At 63.4% G+C, this 14435-nt stretch carries 13 protein-coding genes; 2 read left to right on the top strand and 11 right to left on the bottom strand.

Annotated elements, in window-relative coordinates; translation table 11 throughout:
* Nucleotides 1-3: 3 nt before the first annotated feature.
* The 11 genes from IVB13_RS20610 to IVB13_RS20660 all read right to left on the bottom strand — a co-directional run bounded on the left by IVB13_RS20610 (nt 4) and on the right by IVB13_RS20660 (nt 13218).
* Nucleotides 4-2217 carry an ABC transporter permease gene (locus IVB13_RS20610; RefSeq protein ID WP_247490202.1) on the bottom strand — a complete coding sequence of 738 codons (2214 nt, stop codon included), beginning with the start codon at nt 2215-2217 and terminating at the stop codon, nt 4-6.
* Nucleotides 2210-2992 carry an ABC transporter ATP-binding protein gene (locus IVB13_RS20615; RefSeq protein ID WP_007593014.1) on the bottom strand — a complete coding sequence of 261 codons (783 nt, stop codon included), beginning with the start codon at nt 2990-2992 and terminating at the stop codon, nt 2210-2212. The genes IVB13_RS20610 and IVB13_RS20615 overlap by 8 nt, the downstream gene beginning before the upstream one ends.
* Nucleotides 2985-4106, bottom strand: a complete 1122-nt coding sequence (locus IVB13_RS20620; protein WP_018458739.1) for a branched-chain amino acid ABC transporter permease — start codon at nt 4104-4106, stop codon at nt 2985-2987. The genes IVB13_RS20615 and IVB13_RS20620 overlap by 8 nt, the downstream gene beginning before the upstream one ends.
* Nucleotide 4107: 1 nt before the next feature.
* Nucleotides 4108-5118 (bottom strand): branched-chain amino acid ABC transporter permease, encoded by a 1011-nt coding sequence (locus tag IVB13_RS20625; RefSeq protein WP_085350842.1) that lies wholly within the window; start codon nt 5116-5118, stop codon nt 4108-4110.
* 200 nt (nt 5119-5318) lie between these two features.
* Complete coding sequence (locus IVB13_RS20630) at nt 5319-6146, bottom strand: AraC family transcriptional regulator (RefSeq protein ID WP_247490204.1); 828 nt, start codon at nt 6144-6146, stop codon at nt 5319-5321.
* Nucleotides 6147-6276: 130 nt separating this feature from the next.
* Nucleotides 6277-7527 (bottom strand): ABC transporter substrate-binding protein, encoded by a 1251-nt coding sequence (locus IVB13_RS20635; RefSeq protein ID WP_026233649.1) that lies wholly within the window; start codon nt 7525-7527, stop codon nt 6277-6279.
* A 329-nt stretch (nt 7528-7856) separates the two neighbouring features.
* Complete coding sequence (locus IVB13_RS20640; RefSeq protein ID WP_247474395.1) at nt 7857-8822, bottom strand: ABC transporter ATP-binding protein; 966 nt, start codon at nt 8820-8822, stop codon at nt 7857-7859.
* Nucleotides 8819-9793: an ABC transporter ATP-binding protein gene (locus tag IVB13_RS20645; protein ID WP_026233650.1), complete on the bottom strand. Its 975-nt coding sequence runs from the start codon at nt 9791-9793 to the stop codon at nt 8819-8821. Before IVB13_RS20645 ends, IVB13_RS20640 begins: the two co-directional genes overlap by 4 nt.
* Before the next feature lie 3 nt (nt 9794-9796).
* Complete coding sequence (locus IVB13_RS20650) at nt 9797-10657, bottom strand: ABC transporter permease (protein WP_247490208.1); 861 nt, start codon at nt 10655-10657, stop codon at nt 9797-9799.
* Nucleotides 10654-11598 (bottom strand): ABC transporter permease, encoded by a 945-nt coding sequence (locus IVB13_RS20655; protein WP_085350845.1) that lies wholly within the window; start codon nt 11596-11598, stop codon nt 10654-10656. The genes IVB13_RS20650 and IVB13_RS20655 overlap by 4 nt, the downstream gene beginning before the upstream one ends.
* A 78-nt stretch (nt 11599-11676) precedes the next feature.
* A complete protein-coding gene (locus tag IVB13_RS20660) occupies nt 11677-13218 on the bottom strand; it encodes an ABC transporter substrate-binding protein (protein WP_247404286.1) in 1542 nt (513 codons plus the stop codon).
* An 18-nt stretch (nt 13219-13236) separates the two neighbouring features.
* On the opposite strand from IVB13_RS20660, the gene IVB13_RS20665 reads away from it, so the two are divergent.
* Entirely contained in the window at nt 13237-13434 is a 198-nt protein-coding gene (locus tag IVB13_RS20665; protein WP_247337525.1) for a hypothetical protein, read from the top strand.
* Nucleotides 13435-13457: 23 nt separating this feature from the next.
* A complete protein-coding gene (locus IVB13_RS20670; RefSeq protein ID WP_247370671.1) occupies nt 13458-14414 on the top strand; it encodes a MurR/RpiR family transcriptional regulator in 957 nt (318 codons plus the stop codon).
* Nucleotides 14415-14435 lie beyond the last annotated feature (21 nt).

Here is a 14435-nt window from a genome sequence, read left to right on the forward strand (position 1 = left end):
CGGTCACCTCGCTAGTCTCCGGCGCGCCCCAATGCGGCCGAACAATGTTCGGAACGCGCTGACGATGGTGGAGGCGAACTCGGGGTCATTGATATTCTTGGGAATGCGGATGAGCTGACGGTTGGCGGTCTGCCGCACGTTGCGCTCCAGCGTGCGGAACAGCGCCGCATCGGCGTCCGGATCCCAGAATGGCTGTCCTCGCGCGTCGAGCGCGGAGACACCGCCCTCAGGCAGGAAGAAGCGCACCGGGCCGTCCATCCGGTTGAGCCGGTCGGCGATCCAGTGCCCCATGCGCTCGTTCTCCTCTGCAGTGGTGCGCATCAGCGTGACCTGCGGGTTGTGGACGTGGAATTTCCTGCCGCGGTAGCGCTCCGGGATGGTCTCGGGGGCGCCGAAATTCACCATGTCCAGAGCGCCCACCGAGCCGACATAAGGCACCCGGCTGCGGATGATGGCGCCAAAGCGGTCGTCGATGGCCGGGAACACGCCGCCCATCAGGAGATCGCCGACCTCCGTGGTCGTGAGGTCGATGACGCCTGCGAGCTGTCCGGAATCGACGAGCTTCTCCATTGAGCGTCCTCCGACGCCGGTGGCGTGGAAGACCAGGCACTCGAAATCCTCGCGCAAGTCGGCCGCGATTTTCTGCCCCGCCGGCGTGGTGACACCAAACATGGTGATGCCGACCGACGGCAATCCGCTGTCGCCGCGATCCTTCCGCGAATGCTGATCAAGGCGCGCCTTGACCATGCCGGCCAGCGCGTTGGCGCCGTTGGCCAGCACGGCGCGCGAGATCGAGTTGAGGCCCTGAACGTCGGTAACCGAATGCATCATGGTGATGTCCGCGGGGCCGACATAGGGCCCGACGTCGCCAGAGGCGACGGACGAGACGATGAGCTTCGGCACCCCGACAGGAAGCATCCGCATACCGGGCGCGACCAGCGACGCTGCGCCCGAGCCACCGGCAGAAATCACGCCGGCAACATTGTTCTGGCGTCGCAACCAGCTGGCGAAGGCCTCGGCCATCGCGGCGACGGCGGCGCCGCGGTCGGGTCCGAGTACCGCCGATCCGCCGCGACCATGGTTCAAGGCAATCTCCTGGGCGGAGACGTCGCTGGCCGCGTGCCTGCCGCTGGTGGAGACATCGACCAATCGGGTTCGCAGGCCGGTCCCGGCGATGATGTCGCGGATGAAGCGGAGCTCCGTGCCCTTGGTGTCCAGCGTACCGACGACGAGGACGACCGGAGGGCCCTGCGTTTGTGCGGCGACCGGTTCGCGCCGTCGCCGTGCCGTCTCGTCGAGTCGCATCACCTGTGTCGAGAACATGCGGGCCGCAGCCTCGATGCGGGCGATCGGCACAGGTTGCGACCACCGTGTCGGCGGCGTCGGGTTTGACATGTAGATGCGGATCGCGCCGCCTGGACGCGTCTGCTGCGGAGGAGGCTTCGCTTCCGTATCCGCCGGTGGCACGTCGAGGTCGAGCTCGAGTCCGGCGTGCATTCCGACACCGAGCAGGCGCTGCTGCAGTTCGCGATCGGCGGCAAGCCGCACCGAATCGATGATGCGGTTGACGCGGCCGTTGACCACGATCGCGACATTGCGCGACACGGCGGTCGCCACGCCGATATTCTGCTCGATCACGAGCACGGACATGTCGCCGTCCTCGCCAAGTCGTAGCAGCATCTCCTCGACCTGGGCCACGATGACGGGCGCGAGCCCCTCAGTGGGCTCGTCCATGATCAGGAGCCGCGGGTTGGTGAGCAACGCGCGCGAGATCGCAAGCATCTGTTGCTCGCCGCCGGAGAGCTGGCCGCCGCCGTGATCCTTGCGCTCGGCCAACCGCGGAAACGTCTTGTAGATGCGCTCGACCGTCCAGGCGCCGCGGCGCAAGCCGGCGGCAAGCCGCAGATGCTCATCGACGCTGAGTGAACGCCACAGCCGCCGTCCCTGCGGAACGTAGCCGACGCCGAGTCGGGCTATGTGGGCAGGCGGCTGTCGGGTGATCTCATCCCCGCGGATGCGGATCGAGCCGCCGCTGACCGGCACCAGCCCCATGATGGCCTTGCATAGCGTGGTCTTGCCCATGCCGTTGCGGCCAACGACCGAGAACACGCCGGCCTCGAGCGTCAGATCCACGCCCTGCAGCGCATGCGAATGGCCGTAATAGACGTCCAGGCCGCGGACTTCGAGCGCGGCGGCGGTACGGCGGACCTCATTCATGGCCGCCTCCGAGGTAAAGCTCCTGCACTTCGGGATCGGACTCGATCTCTTGCGGACGGCCTTCCTTGAAGATCCGCCCGTTGTGCATCATCGTGACGCTCTCGACGACGCGCAGGGCGACGTCCATGTCGTGCTCGATGATGATGTAGCCGATATGCGCGGGCAGGGAGGTCAATATCTCGATCAGCTCGGCACGCTCGGTCGGCGACAGCCCCGCGGCGGGTTCATCGAACAGGACGAATCGCGGCGCGCCGGCAAGCGCAAGTGCGATCTCGAGCTGGCGCTGCTGGCCATGCGCGAGCTCGGCAACGCGCTGATCCTTCACGCCCGAGAGATGGACGGCCTGCACGAGATTTTCGGCCGCGTGCATCAACGCATCGTTCTGACCGGGGCGGAGAAACGAGAAGCGTCCCCGTGAGACGCCACGGCAGGCGAGGTAGACATTGTCCTGGACGGTAAGGCCCGGAAACAGCGCGGAGATCTGGTAAGTCCGGCGCAGGCCACGGCGGATGCGCTCATAGGGCGGGAAGTGCGTGACGTCCTCGCCGAAGAAGCGGATGGTGCCGGAAGAAGGTGGGAAGTCGCCGGTGATGCAGTTGAACAGCGTAGTCTTGCCGGCGCCGTTAGAGCCAAGCACGGCGCGCCGTTCGCCGGGGCGGACGGTAATGGTGATGTCGGTGAGTGCCGCCAGCGCGCCGAACAGACGTGTCACGCCGCGCAGCTCCAGCGCCGCGCCGGCGCCCACGACAGAGAGGCGTTGCGCGACGCTATCCATGGTGGGATCCTTGGCTGGATCCTTGGTCAGATTCTCGGCCACGTCGTCCGCTTGAACTTGCCGCGCCGGAGCGTTGGCGGCGCCGCCAGCTCTGCCAGAGTCCGATGACGCCGTCCGAGGACCAGAACACGATAGCGAGGAAGCCGAGGCCGATCAGGAGCCGAAAGCGGTTGCCGTCGAGCCCCAGCTTGACCAGGAAGTCGAGTGCGAAGGTCCGCAGCAGTACGAAGATCAGCGCGCCGATAAAGGGTCCGATGGGACGCGTGATGCCGCCGACGACTGCGATGATGAGGATATCGATGCAGGCCCCAACGCTCACGGATCCCGGCGAAATCTGCCGGTAATTCCAGACCTGGAGTACCCCTGCCAGCGCCGCGACGAAGGACGCGAAGACGTAGGCCGCGACGCGATGCGCATTGACGTTGAAGCCGAGTGCCGCCATGCGGCGGGGATTGTCGCGGACACCTTGCAACGCGAGGCCGAACGGTGCGCGGGAGATGTAGTCGACGGCGAAGTAGCACAGCGCGGCTACTGCGAGGACGATATAGTAGAATGGAATGTCGGCGCGCCAGTTGACGCCCCAGAAATGCGGTGTGGCAACGGTATTGATGCCGGTATGACCGTTGAAGATCGCCCAGTTCTGGTTAGTGAAATAATAGAACGCCGCGCCGATCGCGAGCGTGATCATGATGGTGTAGATGCCCTCGGTGCGCACCGCCAGCGCGCCGCCGAGCGTGCCGAATATGGTCGCGAGCGCGAGCGCCATTGGGACCGCAAGCCACCACGGCCAGCCCAGGCTGATATTGGCGTTGCCGCTGACGCCAAACACCGCGACCATATAGGCGGAGAAACCCGCGATGGTGAGCTGCATCAGGCTGACCATGCCGCCATAGCCGGCAAGAAACATCAGACTCAGCGCCATGGTTCCGAGGATCAGCGTGGTCGCAAAGATCTCGATCAGGAAGAAGCCGTTGGCGATCAGGGGCATGATTAGGAGAATGGCCGCGACGGCCCAGGCCGCCGGATTGTCGATCTCCGGCCATCCGCGCAATTTCGAGCGCTGCACCGCAGTGGCGGGACGAACCGGGACGCGGGCGTCGTGGGCGAGGGACATGTCAGCGCCTCGCCAACAGGCCCTGCGGCCGAATTGCCAACACCAAAACCATGATCAGGAAGGTCACGACGATGGCGTAGGTCGGGATGTAGACCGAGCCGAGCTGTTCGGCGAGGCCGATGATGAGCGCGCCCAGCGCAGCCCCTGGGATCGAGCCCATGCCACCGACGATCACAACGACGAGGGAGGCGAGCAGGAAGCGGATATCCTCGCCGGGTGAGAGCGACTGGAACGTTCCGCCGACAACGCCCGCAACGCCAGCGAGGCCGGCGCCGAGCGCAAACACCACCACGAAAACGAGTTGGATCCGTACTCCGGTCGCAGCCAGGATGTCGCGATCGTCGACCCCGGCGCGGATGATCATGCCGATGCGCGTGCGGTTGAGCGCCAGCCACATCGCCACGCCGATCACGACGGAGGCGACGAAGATCACGAGTCGGACCAGGGGATAGCGGAGATAGACCGGCTCACCTGAGGACTTGACCGCAGTGACCAGCGGCAGCTCCACAGGTCCGATCAGCCAGTTCGGGGTCTGGATCTGATAGAAATCGCCACCGCATGCCCACAGCATCAAATCGGCGAACACGATCGAGAGTCCGATCGTCACCATGGTCTGGCGCAGGTCCTGGCCTTCCATGCGGCGGAAGACGAGGACCTGGAGCAGGACGCCGACCAGTGCCGTCAGGATGAAAGCGACGATGAAGCTGAGGACCCATGAACCGGTCGCGACGCTGATGGCGTAGCCGACATAGCCGCCGAACAAATAGAGCGAGCCGTGCGCGAGGTTGACGTTACGCATTAAGCCGAAGATCAGCGTAAAGCCGCTGGCGACAAGGAAATAGAGACCGCCGAGCGTGATGCCGTTGAAGAGCGCGTTGAGGAAGACCCGCTTGCGGCCGAACGCATCTTCGACGCTCTGCGGCCACACTGCGAAAATCAGCCAGAGTGCTACCGCGATTGCGATGATGACAATCAGTGCCCAGGCGGGATGGCGTTCGACAAAGCGGGTCATTATCGCCGCTCCGTCTTCGCGTCACCCCATCTCTCACCCCGCAAGCGGGGCGGAGGGGCACGCAGACCGTCGCCGGCCGCAAGCCCTGCCATGAACGTGCGCTCCCTATCGCGCGCGATCCTCGTTTCGGGATCGCGTTTGTCGCATCCTAATGCGGCTGTAACGGAGGCGCTTGATCGTGAGTATCTTTTCGCGTGACCTCAGGCGCGCAAAACCTTGGCCGCGCGGCGATAATCGGTCGGCGCCATGCCGACATTGGCAGCGAAGAAGCGGGTGAATCCGCTCTGCGACGAGAAGCCGAGATCGAAGCCGATATCGGCGATCGGCGCTTCGCTCGCCACCAGCGCCTCCAGCGCCTGCTCCATCATCAGCGTGTTGAGATAGAGGTGTGGCGTGACGCCGGTCTGGATGCGGAAGAGCCGGTAGAAATGCGGCCGGGAAAGGCCAGATTCGCGCGCGATGGTATCGAGCTCGATCTCGGCGCCAGGACTCTCCGACATCATCTTGATGCACTTGCGCACGCGAAAATCCGTGACGGAACCGTTTGCGCGCGGATCGCGCGCGGTTGCCGCCTGTTGCCAGCTTTCGTCATAACAGATGTCGATCAGGCTTCTCAGCTCGCCATCGAGGCTGTTGAGCGAGGGAGCGCCGCACACGAGGGCGGCTGCGTGCCTGATGTGCTTGTCCAGCGCAACGGACCGCGTGAACTGGGTGCGGCCGAAGCGCAGGCGGTCGGCGCCGGGCGCGTCGGGCGCAAACCACTCCGCATTGACGTAGAGCACGAAGAAAACGGCGCCGCCTTCGAGATCGGACGGCAGGAAATTATGCGGCTCCCACGGATTGACCGCGACGACGGAACCTTCGGTGAGCTCGTAACGTCCGTCACTGACATCGATGCATGCGGAACGCCCGCCGACATGGAAGATCAAATGACCTTCGCGATGTGCGTGGATGTTGAAAGGGCGGTTCAACTGATAGACCGTCGCCCGACCAAAGCGGCCGTGGAAGACGGCGAGCGCCCGGCTCATGCCTCTCCTCCCAAAAGCTCTTGGTATTTTTTGGTAGCGTTCAACAACCGAGGAGAGAATGCAAGGGCGCACGTGTCGCGCTTCTGGCAAATCTCTCCCCGGCCGGTCATCGCTCGCGAATGAGACTAGGTCAGTATTTCTTACATTCCGGTACTGTGCGGCTCGGCAAACCGATCTTGGCGAACACCGCGGGATCGTAGCCCAGCGTTTGGTTGACGTCCGGGATCACCTTCACGACCTTTGAGAACAGCGCGCCCTTGCCGTCGTCGACGACCTCGGTGACAAAGTTGGTGCCGATCGCCTGGCGGTTGGAGTCCAGCTTGATCTTGCCGTTGGGTGCGTCGATCTCGATCTTGGCAAGGGCCTCCTTGTACTTGGCCTGATTGTTGGAGAGATCGCCATTGACTTGGCGGAGCGCCTGGATCAGCGCCATGGTCGAGCCGTAATAGTTGGTGGCGAGCAGCGATGGGCTCGGGAAGCGCTTGTTGGGCGGGAAGGCGTCCTGATAGTCCTTCACGAACTTCTGCCAACTTGGGTTCTCCCAAGTGTCGGCCTGGCCGCTCGCGGCCAGCGTGCCGATCAGGGCATTCTTGGCGTTTCCCTTGGACGACAGGATGGTCTGGTCGATCATGATCGAGCCGCCCATCAGATGCGCCTTGCCGCCGGCCTGCTGGTACTGATTCAGGAAGTTGACGGCGTCGGCGCCGCCGAGGCCGAGATAGATTGCGTCGACGTCGTCGGGCAGTGCGGCGATGACCGAGGCAAAGTCCTTGGTGCCGAGCGGCACCCATTGCCGGTTGGTGACCTGTCCGCCGGCACCGCAGAACTCGAGCACGAGGCCGAACACCTGCGTATAGATGAAGGAGTAGTCTTCGCCGACGGTCGCGATCTTGCGATACTTCTTTTCGTCATAAGCATATTTGCCGAGGCCCACCTGCCACTGCGCACCGTCCATGTTGTAGCGGAAAAAGTTCGGAGCCGGATCGACATAGGTCGTTTCCTGGGCCCCGGAGGCGGCGTTGATGAAGGTCAGTTCGGGATGGGTCTTTGCAAAATTTTTGACCGCGATGCCTTCGTCACCAGAGAGCGGCGACAGCAGGATCTGTACCTTGTCCTGCTCGATCAGCTTGCGCACGGCTCGTACGGCGGAGTCCGGCGTCGCGTCGGTCGAGGCGATGACAAATTCGAGTTCCTTGTCGCCGACCTTCTTGCCGAGGACGTTGAGGGCCGTCTGGAAGCCGCGGATGCCGTCCTCGCCGAGTACGGTGTAGGTGCCTTCGAGCGTCGCGGTGACGCCGACCTTGATCTTCTCCTGTGCGAAGGCGGTGCCCGAAAGTAACAGGCTGCTCAACGCGATCAGTCCTAGACTGCCTTTCAACATTGCTCTCCTCCCTGGGCGTTCTTGTCACTGTTTTTCACCGCGCCTTGACGCGCCCGCCGCGCGGTGCGGCGTTCGGACAAGGCTAACGGTTCTTGAAACGGAGGCTAACCGAACTCCGATGCAGCGCACGTGCTGGAGCCGTGCGCGGCTTAACGGGCAGTCTCATTTTGAATGTTGCGTCGCGATTAACATCGCGGTGCAACAGGCGTCAGGCTTCCCGATTTGCACCCGCCAGCCGCATGGCGGCCGCCGCTTGAATTGGATCGCTCGAATAGAGGAGAAATCAATCGTAGGCGTTGCGTCATTTCGCGGCGCGCCGCACTCGCTGGTTATACGTTGTGGCAGGCGATCGTCCGACCGTCCGCACCGACAGATCGAAGTTGTGGCACATCGACGAGACAGCGATCGCTGGCCATAGGGCAGCGGGGCGCATATGCACAGCCGTGCGGTCGCGTGAAGAGGCTTGGCGGTTCACCCATTTCGATCGCGCCCTGGATCCGTTTCGATGGATCGGGCTTCGGAATTGCCGCCACCAACGCGCGCGTATAGGGATGGAGCGGATGATCCAGGACCGTCCGCGTCCCGGCCTGCTCCACGATGCGGCCCATATACATGACAGCAACGCGGCTGCTGATCTGCCCGATCACGCCAAGGTCGTGCGAGATGAAGAGCATCGACAGTCTCAATTGGTCACGCAGATCCATCATCAGATTGAGCACTTGGGCCTGCACGGACACGTCGAGGGCCGAGACCGGCTCGTCGGCGACGATGATGCACGGCGTGGGAAGAATGGCGCGTGCGATTCCGACCCGTTGCCGTTGCCCGCCACTCAGTTCGTAGGGGTAGCGAGCGGCGAAAGACGGGTTCAACCCGACGGCCGTCAAGGTGGCAGCTATGGCCGCGCTGCGCTCGGCGCGGTTCTTGAAGAAGCCGCTGATGTCGGCCGCCTCCACCACCGAATCTCCAATTGCGCGCCGCGGGTTGAGCGATGCATTGGGGTCCTGGAAAACCATCCGGACGCTCAGACGCATCTCGCGGAGGCCGGAGCCGCGGGCTCCGATCATTTCGGTTCCCTTCAAATTGAAGTTGCCGCTGTCGGGCTGGACCAGCCCGACGAGGGCTCGGCCCAGCGTGGTCTTGCCGCAGCCGGACTCGCCCACGATCCCGAGGACCTCGCCTTCGGCCAGCGACAGCGATACACCATCCACCGCCTGCACCCGGTATTTCCGACCGGCCCGCCTGGCACTGAACGAGACCATCATGTCCCGGACCTCGAGGATTACATTGCCGCTCATGGCAGCTCTCCGCCGGCCAGCGGAAACGCGCAGAGCACCTCGTGCCCTTGGGAAGCCTCCAGGCGGGGCGGGGTCGCCACGCGGCACTCATCGCGCACCGCTGCGCAACGCAAGGCAAACACGCAGCCAGCGGCGACCGAACCTGGCAGCGGCGGCTGACCAGAAATGGTCGGCAGCCGGCGCGCGCCGGAATTTCGCGACGGCATGCAATCCATCAGTCCGCGGGTGTAATGATGACGGGGTGCGCCGAACAGCGCATCGACTGAAGCGGTTTCCACGATCTGGCCGGCGTACATGACAGCGACACGATCGGCGAGCTGCGCAATGACTCCCATGTCGTGAGTGATGAACAATATCGCCATATCGAGCCGATTGCAGAGCTCGCGCAAGAGCCCGAGAATCTGAACCTGTATGGTGACATCCAGCGCAGTGGTCGGTTCGTCGGCGACCAGCACCTGTGGCCTGCAGGCCAGCGCAATCGCGATCATGACCCGCTGGCGTTGGCCTCCGGACAACTGATGGGGATACGCGGACAGCTGCATTTTGGGGTCGGGCATACGTACCAGTTCGAGCAGTTCGCGCGCACGGACCAGCGCCGCTGCGCCCGAAATTCCCTCATGCACGCGTACGGCTTCGGCGATCTGATCGCCGATCCGACGAACAGGGTTCAGTGAGGTCATCGGCTCCTGAAAGATCATTGCCATGCGGCCGTGGCCCGCTTCGACACGTTGCCAGGGCTGCAGCTGCGTTACGTCGCAGCCCTCCAACAGGACGCGCCCGGCCCGGACTCGGGGACCGGGCTGCGGCAGCAATCCCATGACCGCAAGCGAGGTCATGCTCTTTCCGCAGCCGGACTCGCCGACGAGGCCGAGGATTTCGCCCTTGGCCAAGCCGAAGGACACGCCCGCGACGATGTCGACCGGCGCGGTTTCCGGCCCCACTGACACCGTAAGGTCGCAAACTGTCAGCACGGCCTAACCCTTCTCACCAAAGACTTGACGGAACCGCGGATCGAGTCGATCGCGCAATGCATCGCCGACCAGGTTCAGAGAAAATGCCGTCGCCACGATCATCATGCCCGGGAAGAAGAGCAGCCACGGCGCGCGGATGATGAAGGTCCGTGACTCCGCCAGCATATTGCCCCAGCTCGGAATGTCGGGAGGGGCGCCGAGGCCCAGGAAATCGAGTGAAGCCGCGCCGAGCTGCGCGAACGCGAAGACGAAGCTGGCCTGCACGAGAAGTGGTGAGACCAGGTTCGGCAAGATGTGCCGACTGATGAGCCATGCCGCTCCGGCGCCCATGCTGCGGGACGCCTCGACATAGGTTTCCGCGCGCAAGCGCAGCGTCAGTCCGTAGACGATGCGGGTCGTCGTCGTCATGTAGCCGATCCCAATGGCCAGAATGACGGTGGCCACACTCGGGCTCAAGATGACAATCAGGCCAAGTGCGAGAAGCAGAGTCGGGAAGGCCATCAGCACGTCGACCATGCGCATCAGCAGGTGACCCAGCCGCGGGAACAGTGCGGAAAGTACGCCGGCCGGAACGCCTGTCGCGAGAGCGAAGACGACCACGCCCGAGCCGATCAAAAGTGCCATGCGTGCTGAATGAATGGTGCGCGACAGGGTATCCCGGCCGAATTGGTCGGTGCCGAACCAGTGGGTCATGTTCGGGGGCGTCAGGCGGATCAGGGGATCGATGGCATACGGATCGTAAGGCGACAGCCAGGGTGCGAAGACCGCGGCGAGCACAGTCGCCAGAAGGACGCCGAGCCCGGCCAGCGCGATCGGGCGGGCGATGAACGGCTTGAGCCACAATGTCACGCTGTTGCTGCTCATTGAAGTTCAACCCGCGAATCGAGCAGACGATAGCTCAGATCGACGATCAGATTGATCAGGAGATAAACCACCACGATGACCAGGATGACGCCCTGGATCACAGGGTAGTCTCGGCGAAGGATCGACTGAACGACGAGGCGTCCGATGCCGGGCAGGGCAAACACGGTTTCGGTCACCACCGCCTCGGACAGCAGCGCGGCGAAGGTGAAGCCGAAGGCCGAGACGACCGCCAGGAGTGCATTGCGCCAGATGTGGCGGCGCACGACCTGCCACGGCCGGATTCCCTTTGCCCGCGCCGTGCGCACGTAGTCCTCCCGGGAGACGTCGAGCATGCTGGCGCGCGTCAGCCGCAGGATCAAAGCAGCATTCGGAGCCGCAAGCGCCAGGCTGGGGAGGACGAGATAGCGGAGATTGACGACACCGCCTTCGAAGATCGACGGATAGCCGGAGCTCGGAAACCAGCCGAGCCACGCGGCGAAGATCAGGATCAGATAGAGCCCGACCCAGAACGTGGGTATCGAGGCCATCAGCATCGCCCCACCGGACAATCCCTGATCGAGCCACGTGCCGTGCCGGACCGCCGCAATCATTCCGATCGGCACGCCGATGACGGCAACCCAGATCATCGTCATGGTGGCGAGCAAGGTGCTGGTCTCGGCGCCATCGGCAATCACCGACAGCACGGGCGCCTGGAAGAAGATCGACCGCCCGAGGTCGCCCTCGAGCACATGGCCGGCCCAAGTGAGATATTGCAGGATGATCGGCTGGTCGAGACCGAGCTGGTGTCGCAAGGCGTCGATCTGGTCGGGAGTCGCGGTATCACCGAGCAAAACATAGATCGGGTCACCCGGCACGATATGGATGAACGCGAAGATGATGATGGACGCTGCCAGCAGCGTCACCGCCGTCGTTCCTGCGCGCTTGAATGCGTAAGACCACATGTGATTGGGCGCCTGTCAGCGGCAACGATGCGCGCCGGCGCCGGCGCTCGACAGTCCTCGCGGCCTCATTGCCCGTCCTTATTTCGTGGACACATTCCAGAACACCGGACCGTTTGGGTTGAGCCCCTTGAGCTTGGGAGAAGCAATGTCGTAGGTGTAGGCATCGCCTACTTTCATCACCGGTACCTGCTCATAGATCAGCGACTGGATCTTGTCCCATGTCGACTTGCGCGCGGCTGGATCGGTCGTGTTGATCAACTCGGCCCGAAGCGAGCCGATCTCGGGGCTGTCCCACCAGCCGGGATAGCTCGCATTCAGGAACGTGAGCAGCAGCGGGTCCGGCGCGAAGGAATGGTGCGTGACGAAGATGTCCCACTGTTCCGGCTGGCCGCGCATCTTCAGAAGGGTCGCCCAATCGACGACCATCATCTGAACATTGATTCCGGCGTCGGCCAGCTGACGGGTGAAGACGGAGGCTTCGTCATAGTGTGCCTGATAGTTCGTCGAGACCAGCAGGCGAATCGGCGTCCCCGTGTAGTCCGCCTCCTTTGCGAGCTCCTTGGCCTTCTTCGGATCGTGCGCACTATAATTTGAGGCGCCTTCCGTCGAGTACCAGGGGGTGCCATTGGGAAAGATCGATCCTTCGGCATTCCACAGGTCTTTGGGACCGAAGGCGACGCGCAGCGCCTGCGACTTGTCCAGCGCGGTCTGGATGGCGCGGCGGAGCTTGTAATTGTCCTTCAGGATTCCCTGCTTCGAGTTCATGAAGAAAAGGCCGAAGATCGGCGCGTTGGTACGCTGCACCTGGACCGATGGATCTTTGCTCAGGGACTCGTACAGATCGCCGGAGATCATTTCCGCATAGTCGTAGTCACCCGCCTGCACGCCGCTCACGCGCGTGCCGACGTCAGGCACCGGAATGAACCGGATCTTGTCGAAGCTCGCAACGCGGGCGCCGGCGAAGCCGTCACCCTTTTCCTTCACCGGCTTGTAGCCCTCGAACCTCTCCACCTCGACATAGCGGTTCGGCCGCCACTCCACGAACTTGTAGGGCCCGGTGCCGATATAGTCCTTCTGCTCGATCGGCCGGTTCCCCGCTTTGGCGGCTATGTCTTCCGGATAGATCGCAAGACCGCCATTGACGTCCGCAATGAGAGCCTTCCAGGCGCCGTTCGGCGCGGACAATTTCAGCGTGACTTCATACTTTCCGGTCGCCTCGACCGACGTAGCCGCCGCCATCAGGAGCTTGCCGCGTGCACCGAAACTGCCCCATCGCGTCATCGAGGCGACTACGTCCTTGGCGGTCATCTCCTTGCCGTTGTGGAAGAGGACTCCTTCGCGGAGCTTGATGACGATGGTCCGACCGCCGTCTTCCGTGCGATCGCTCTCGGCCAGCATCGGACGCGGCGTATAGGTCGAGTCTAGCGCATACAGGGTCTCGAAGATGTGGCGGCCGATGACCGATGCGACGTCGGCGGTCGTCAGCATGACATCGAGCGGCGGCGGTTCTCCGATGGTGGCTTCGCGTAGCAGGGTGGCGGCACTGGCCTGCGCAATCAAAAATGACGCGGTGGCCAGCCGCACGACGCCACGCATCAAGACACTTGGACCGTATCTCATGATCGCCCTCCCGCCTTGTTGAGCCGCCTGCTTCCCGGTGCAGGGATGTGCCTTTCAGCTGTTGGGCTGACGGCACGCTATTGCTTGTTTGAAAGTTACATACACAATTTGGCAATTATCAAGCAGAAAATGCTGTTATTGATGTGGCATGCCGATATACGTTTGGTCGATGCTGAAGGTTTCTTACGGCAGCTTCTTGCCAAGGGCGCAGGTTGATCTGACCTGGGAAAGGGCGGGCAATGGCGCGTGCAAAGCGAAATCACCCGGCGAGAGCCGTTGGTGCAGCAATCTCGAAGCCGCCCGGCGACGACAATGTCGTGGCCGGCGACATCATCTCCCTCATCAGGCAGAGCGCTCTAAGCCTCAGCCCGTCCGAGCAACGCGTTGCCACGGTGCTGCTGGCCGATATGGAGTTTGCCGTTCACGCCAGCAATTCCGAGTTGGCCCGTCGGGCGCGCGTCAGCGAGCCGACGGTAACCCGGTTCAGCCGCTCCGTCGGTTGCCGGGGCGTCCGCGACCTCAAGGTGAGGCTGGCTCAAGCAATGGCGGTCGGGCGGATTTACGTTGAGCTTCCCCCGCATGTCGGGACCGATCTGGCGCGCCCCGCGCTCTGGCGGTCGGTGTTTCAGGAAATTCGCCGTGCAATTGCCGCTGCCGAGGAGGGACTTCGCAAGGAGGACATCGAGCGGGCTGCCGAAGCTATCTCCCGCTGTTCGAAGCTTGCAGCGTTCGGGGTGGGGGGCGGTTCCACTCTTGCGGCGGCGGAGGTTCAGAACCGGTTCTTTCGTCTTGGGATTGCCGTCTCGCATGCCTCCGATCCGAGCTTGATGCGCATGATTGCCGCGACCTTCGGACGGGATGATGTCGTCGTTGCCATCTCGACCACCGGTGCAGCGAACGAGGTGATCGAGGCAGCCAGTATCGCCAAGCAATACGGCGCCTTGGTCGTCGCAATTACCAAGCCGCAAAGCAGGCTGGCCTCAATCGCCGATATTGCGCTTGGCGTACACGTGCCCGAAGCGCCCGACGCGCTCAAGCCGACGGCGTCGCGCTATGCATTTCTCGCCACCATCGATCTGCTTGCGGCGTCAACTGCCTATTGCAAACCGCTCGAAGCCCAGGCGCGCATGCGGCGGATCAAATACGAGTTGCTGAAGGGGAGCGACGGGGACGCCAAAGGGCCGCTGGGAGACTGAGCGGGCAATTAGCCCACCGCC

This window comes from Bradyrhizobium sp. 17 (assembly GCF_023073515.1).
Classification (GTDB): domain Bacteria; phylum Pseudomonadota; class Alphaproteobacteria; order Rhizobiales; family Xanthobacteraceae; genus Bradyrhizobium; species Bradyrhizobium canariense_D.

Coding starts and splice junctions, on each gene's coding strand:
- IVB13_RS20660 (WP_247404286.1), bottom strand. CDS start 13,218: ATGAGATACGGTCCAAGTGTCTTGATGCGTGGCGTCGTGCGGCTGGCC.
- IVB13_RS20615 (WP_007593014.1), bottom strand. CDS start 2,992: ATGGATAGCGTCGCGCAACGCCTCTCTGTCGTGGGCGCCGGCGCGGCG.
- IVB13_RS20635 (WP_026233649.1), bottom strand. CDS start 7,527: ATGTTGAAAGGCAGTCTAGGACTGATCGCGTTGAGCAGCCTGTTACTT.
- IVB13_RS20620 (WP_018458739.1), bottom strand. CDS start 4,106: ATGTCCCTCGCCCACGACGCCCGCGTCCCGGTTCGTCCCGCCACTGCG.
- IVB13_RS20610 (WP_247490202.1), bottom strand. CDS start 2,217: ATGAATGAGGTCCGCCGTACCGCCGCCGCGCTCGAAGTCCGCGGCCTG.
- IVB13_RS20655 (WP_085350845.1), bottom strand. CDS start 11,598: ATGTGGTCTTACGCATTCAAGCGCGCAGGAACGACGGCGGTGACGCTG.
- IVB13_RS20640 (WP_247474395.1), bottom strand. CDS start 8,822: ATGAGCGGCAATGTAATCCTCGAGGTCCGGGACATGATGGTCTCGTTC.
- IVB13_RS20670 (WP_247370671.1), top strand. CDS start 13,458: ATGGCGCGTGCAAAGCGAAATCACCCGGCGAGAGCCGTTGGTGCAGCA.
- IVB13_RS20630 (WP_247490204.1), bottom strand. CDS start 6,146: ATGAGCCGGGCGCTCGCCGTCTTCCACGGCCGCTTTGGTCGGGCGACG.
- IVB13_RS20650 (WP_247490208.1), bottom strand. CDS start 10,657: ATGAGCAGCAACAGCGTGACATTGTGGCTCAAGCCGTTCATCGCCCGC.
- IVB13_RS20625 (WP_085350842.1), bottom strand. CDS start 5,118: ATGACCCGCTTTGTCGAACGCCATCCCGCCTGGGCACTGATTGTCATC.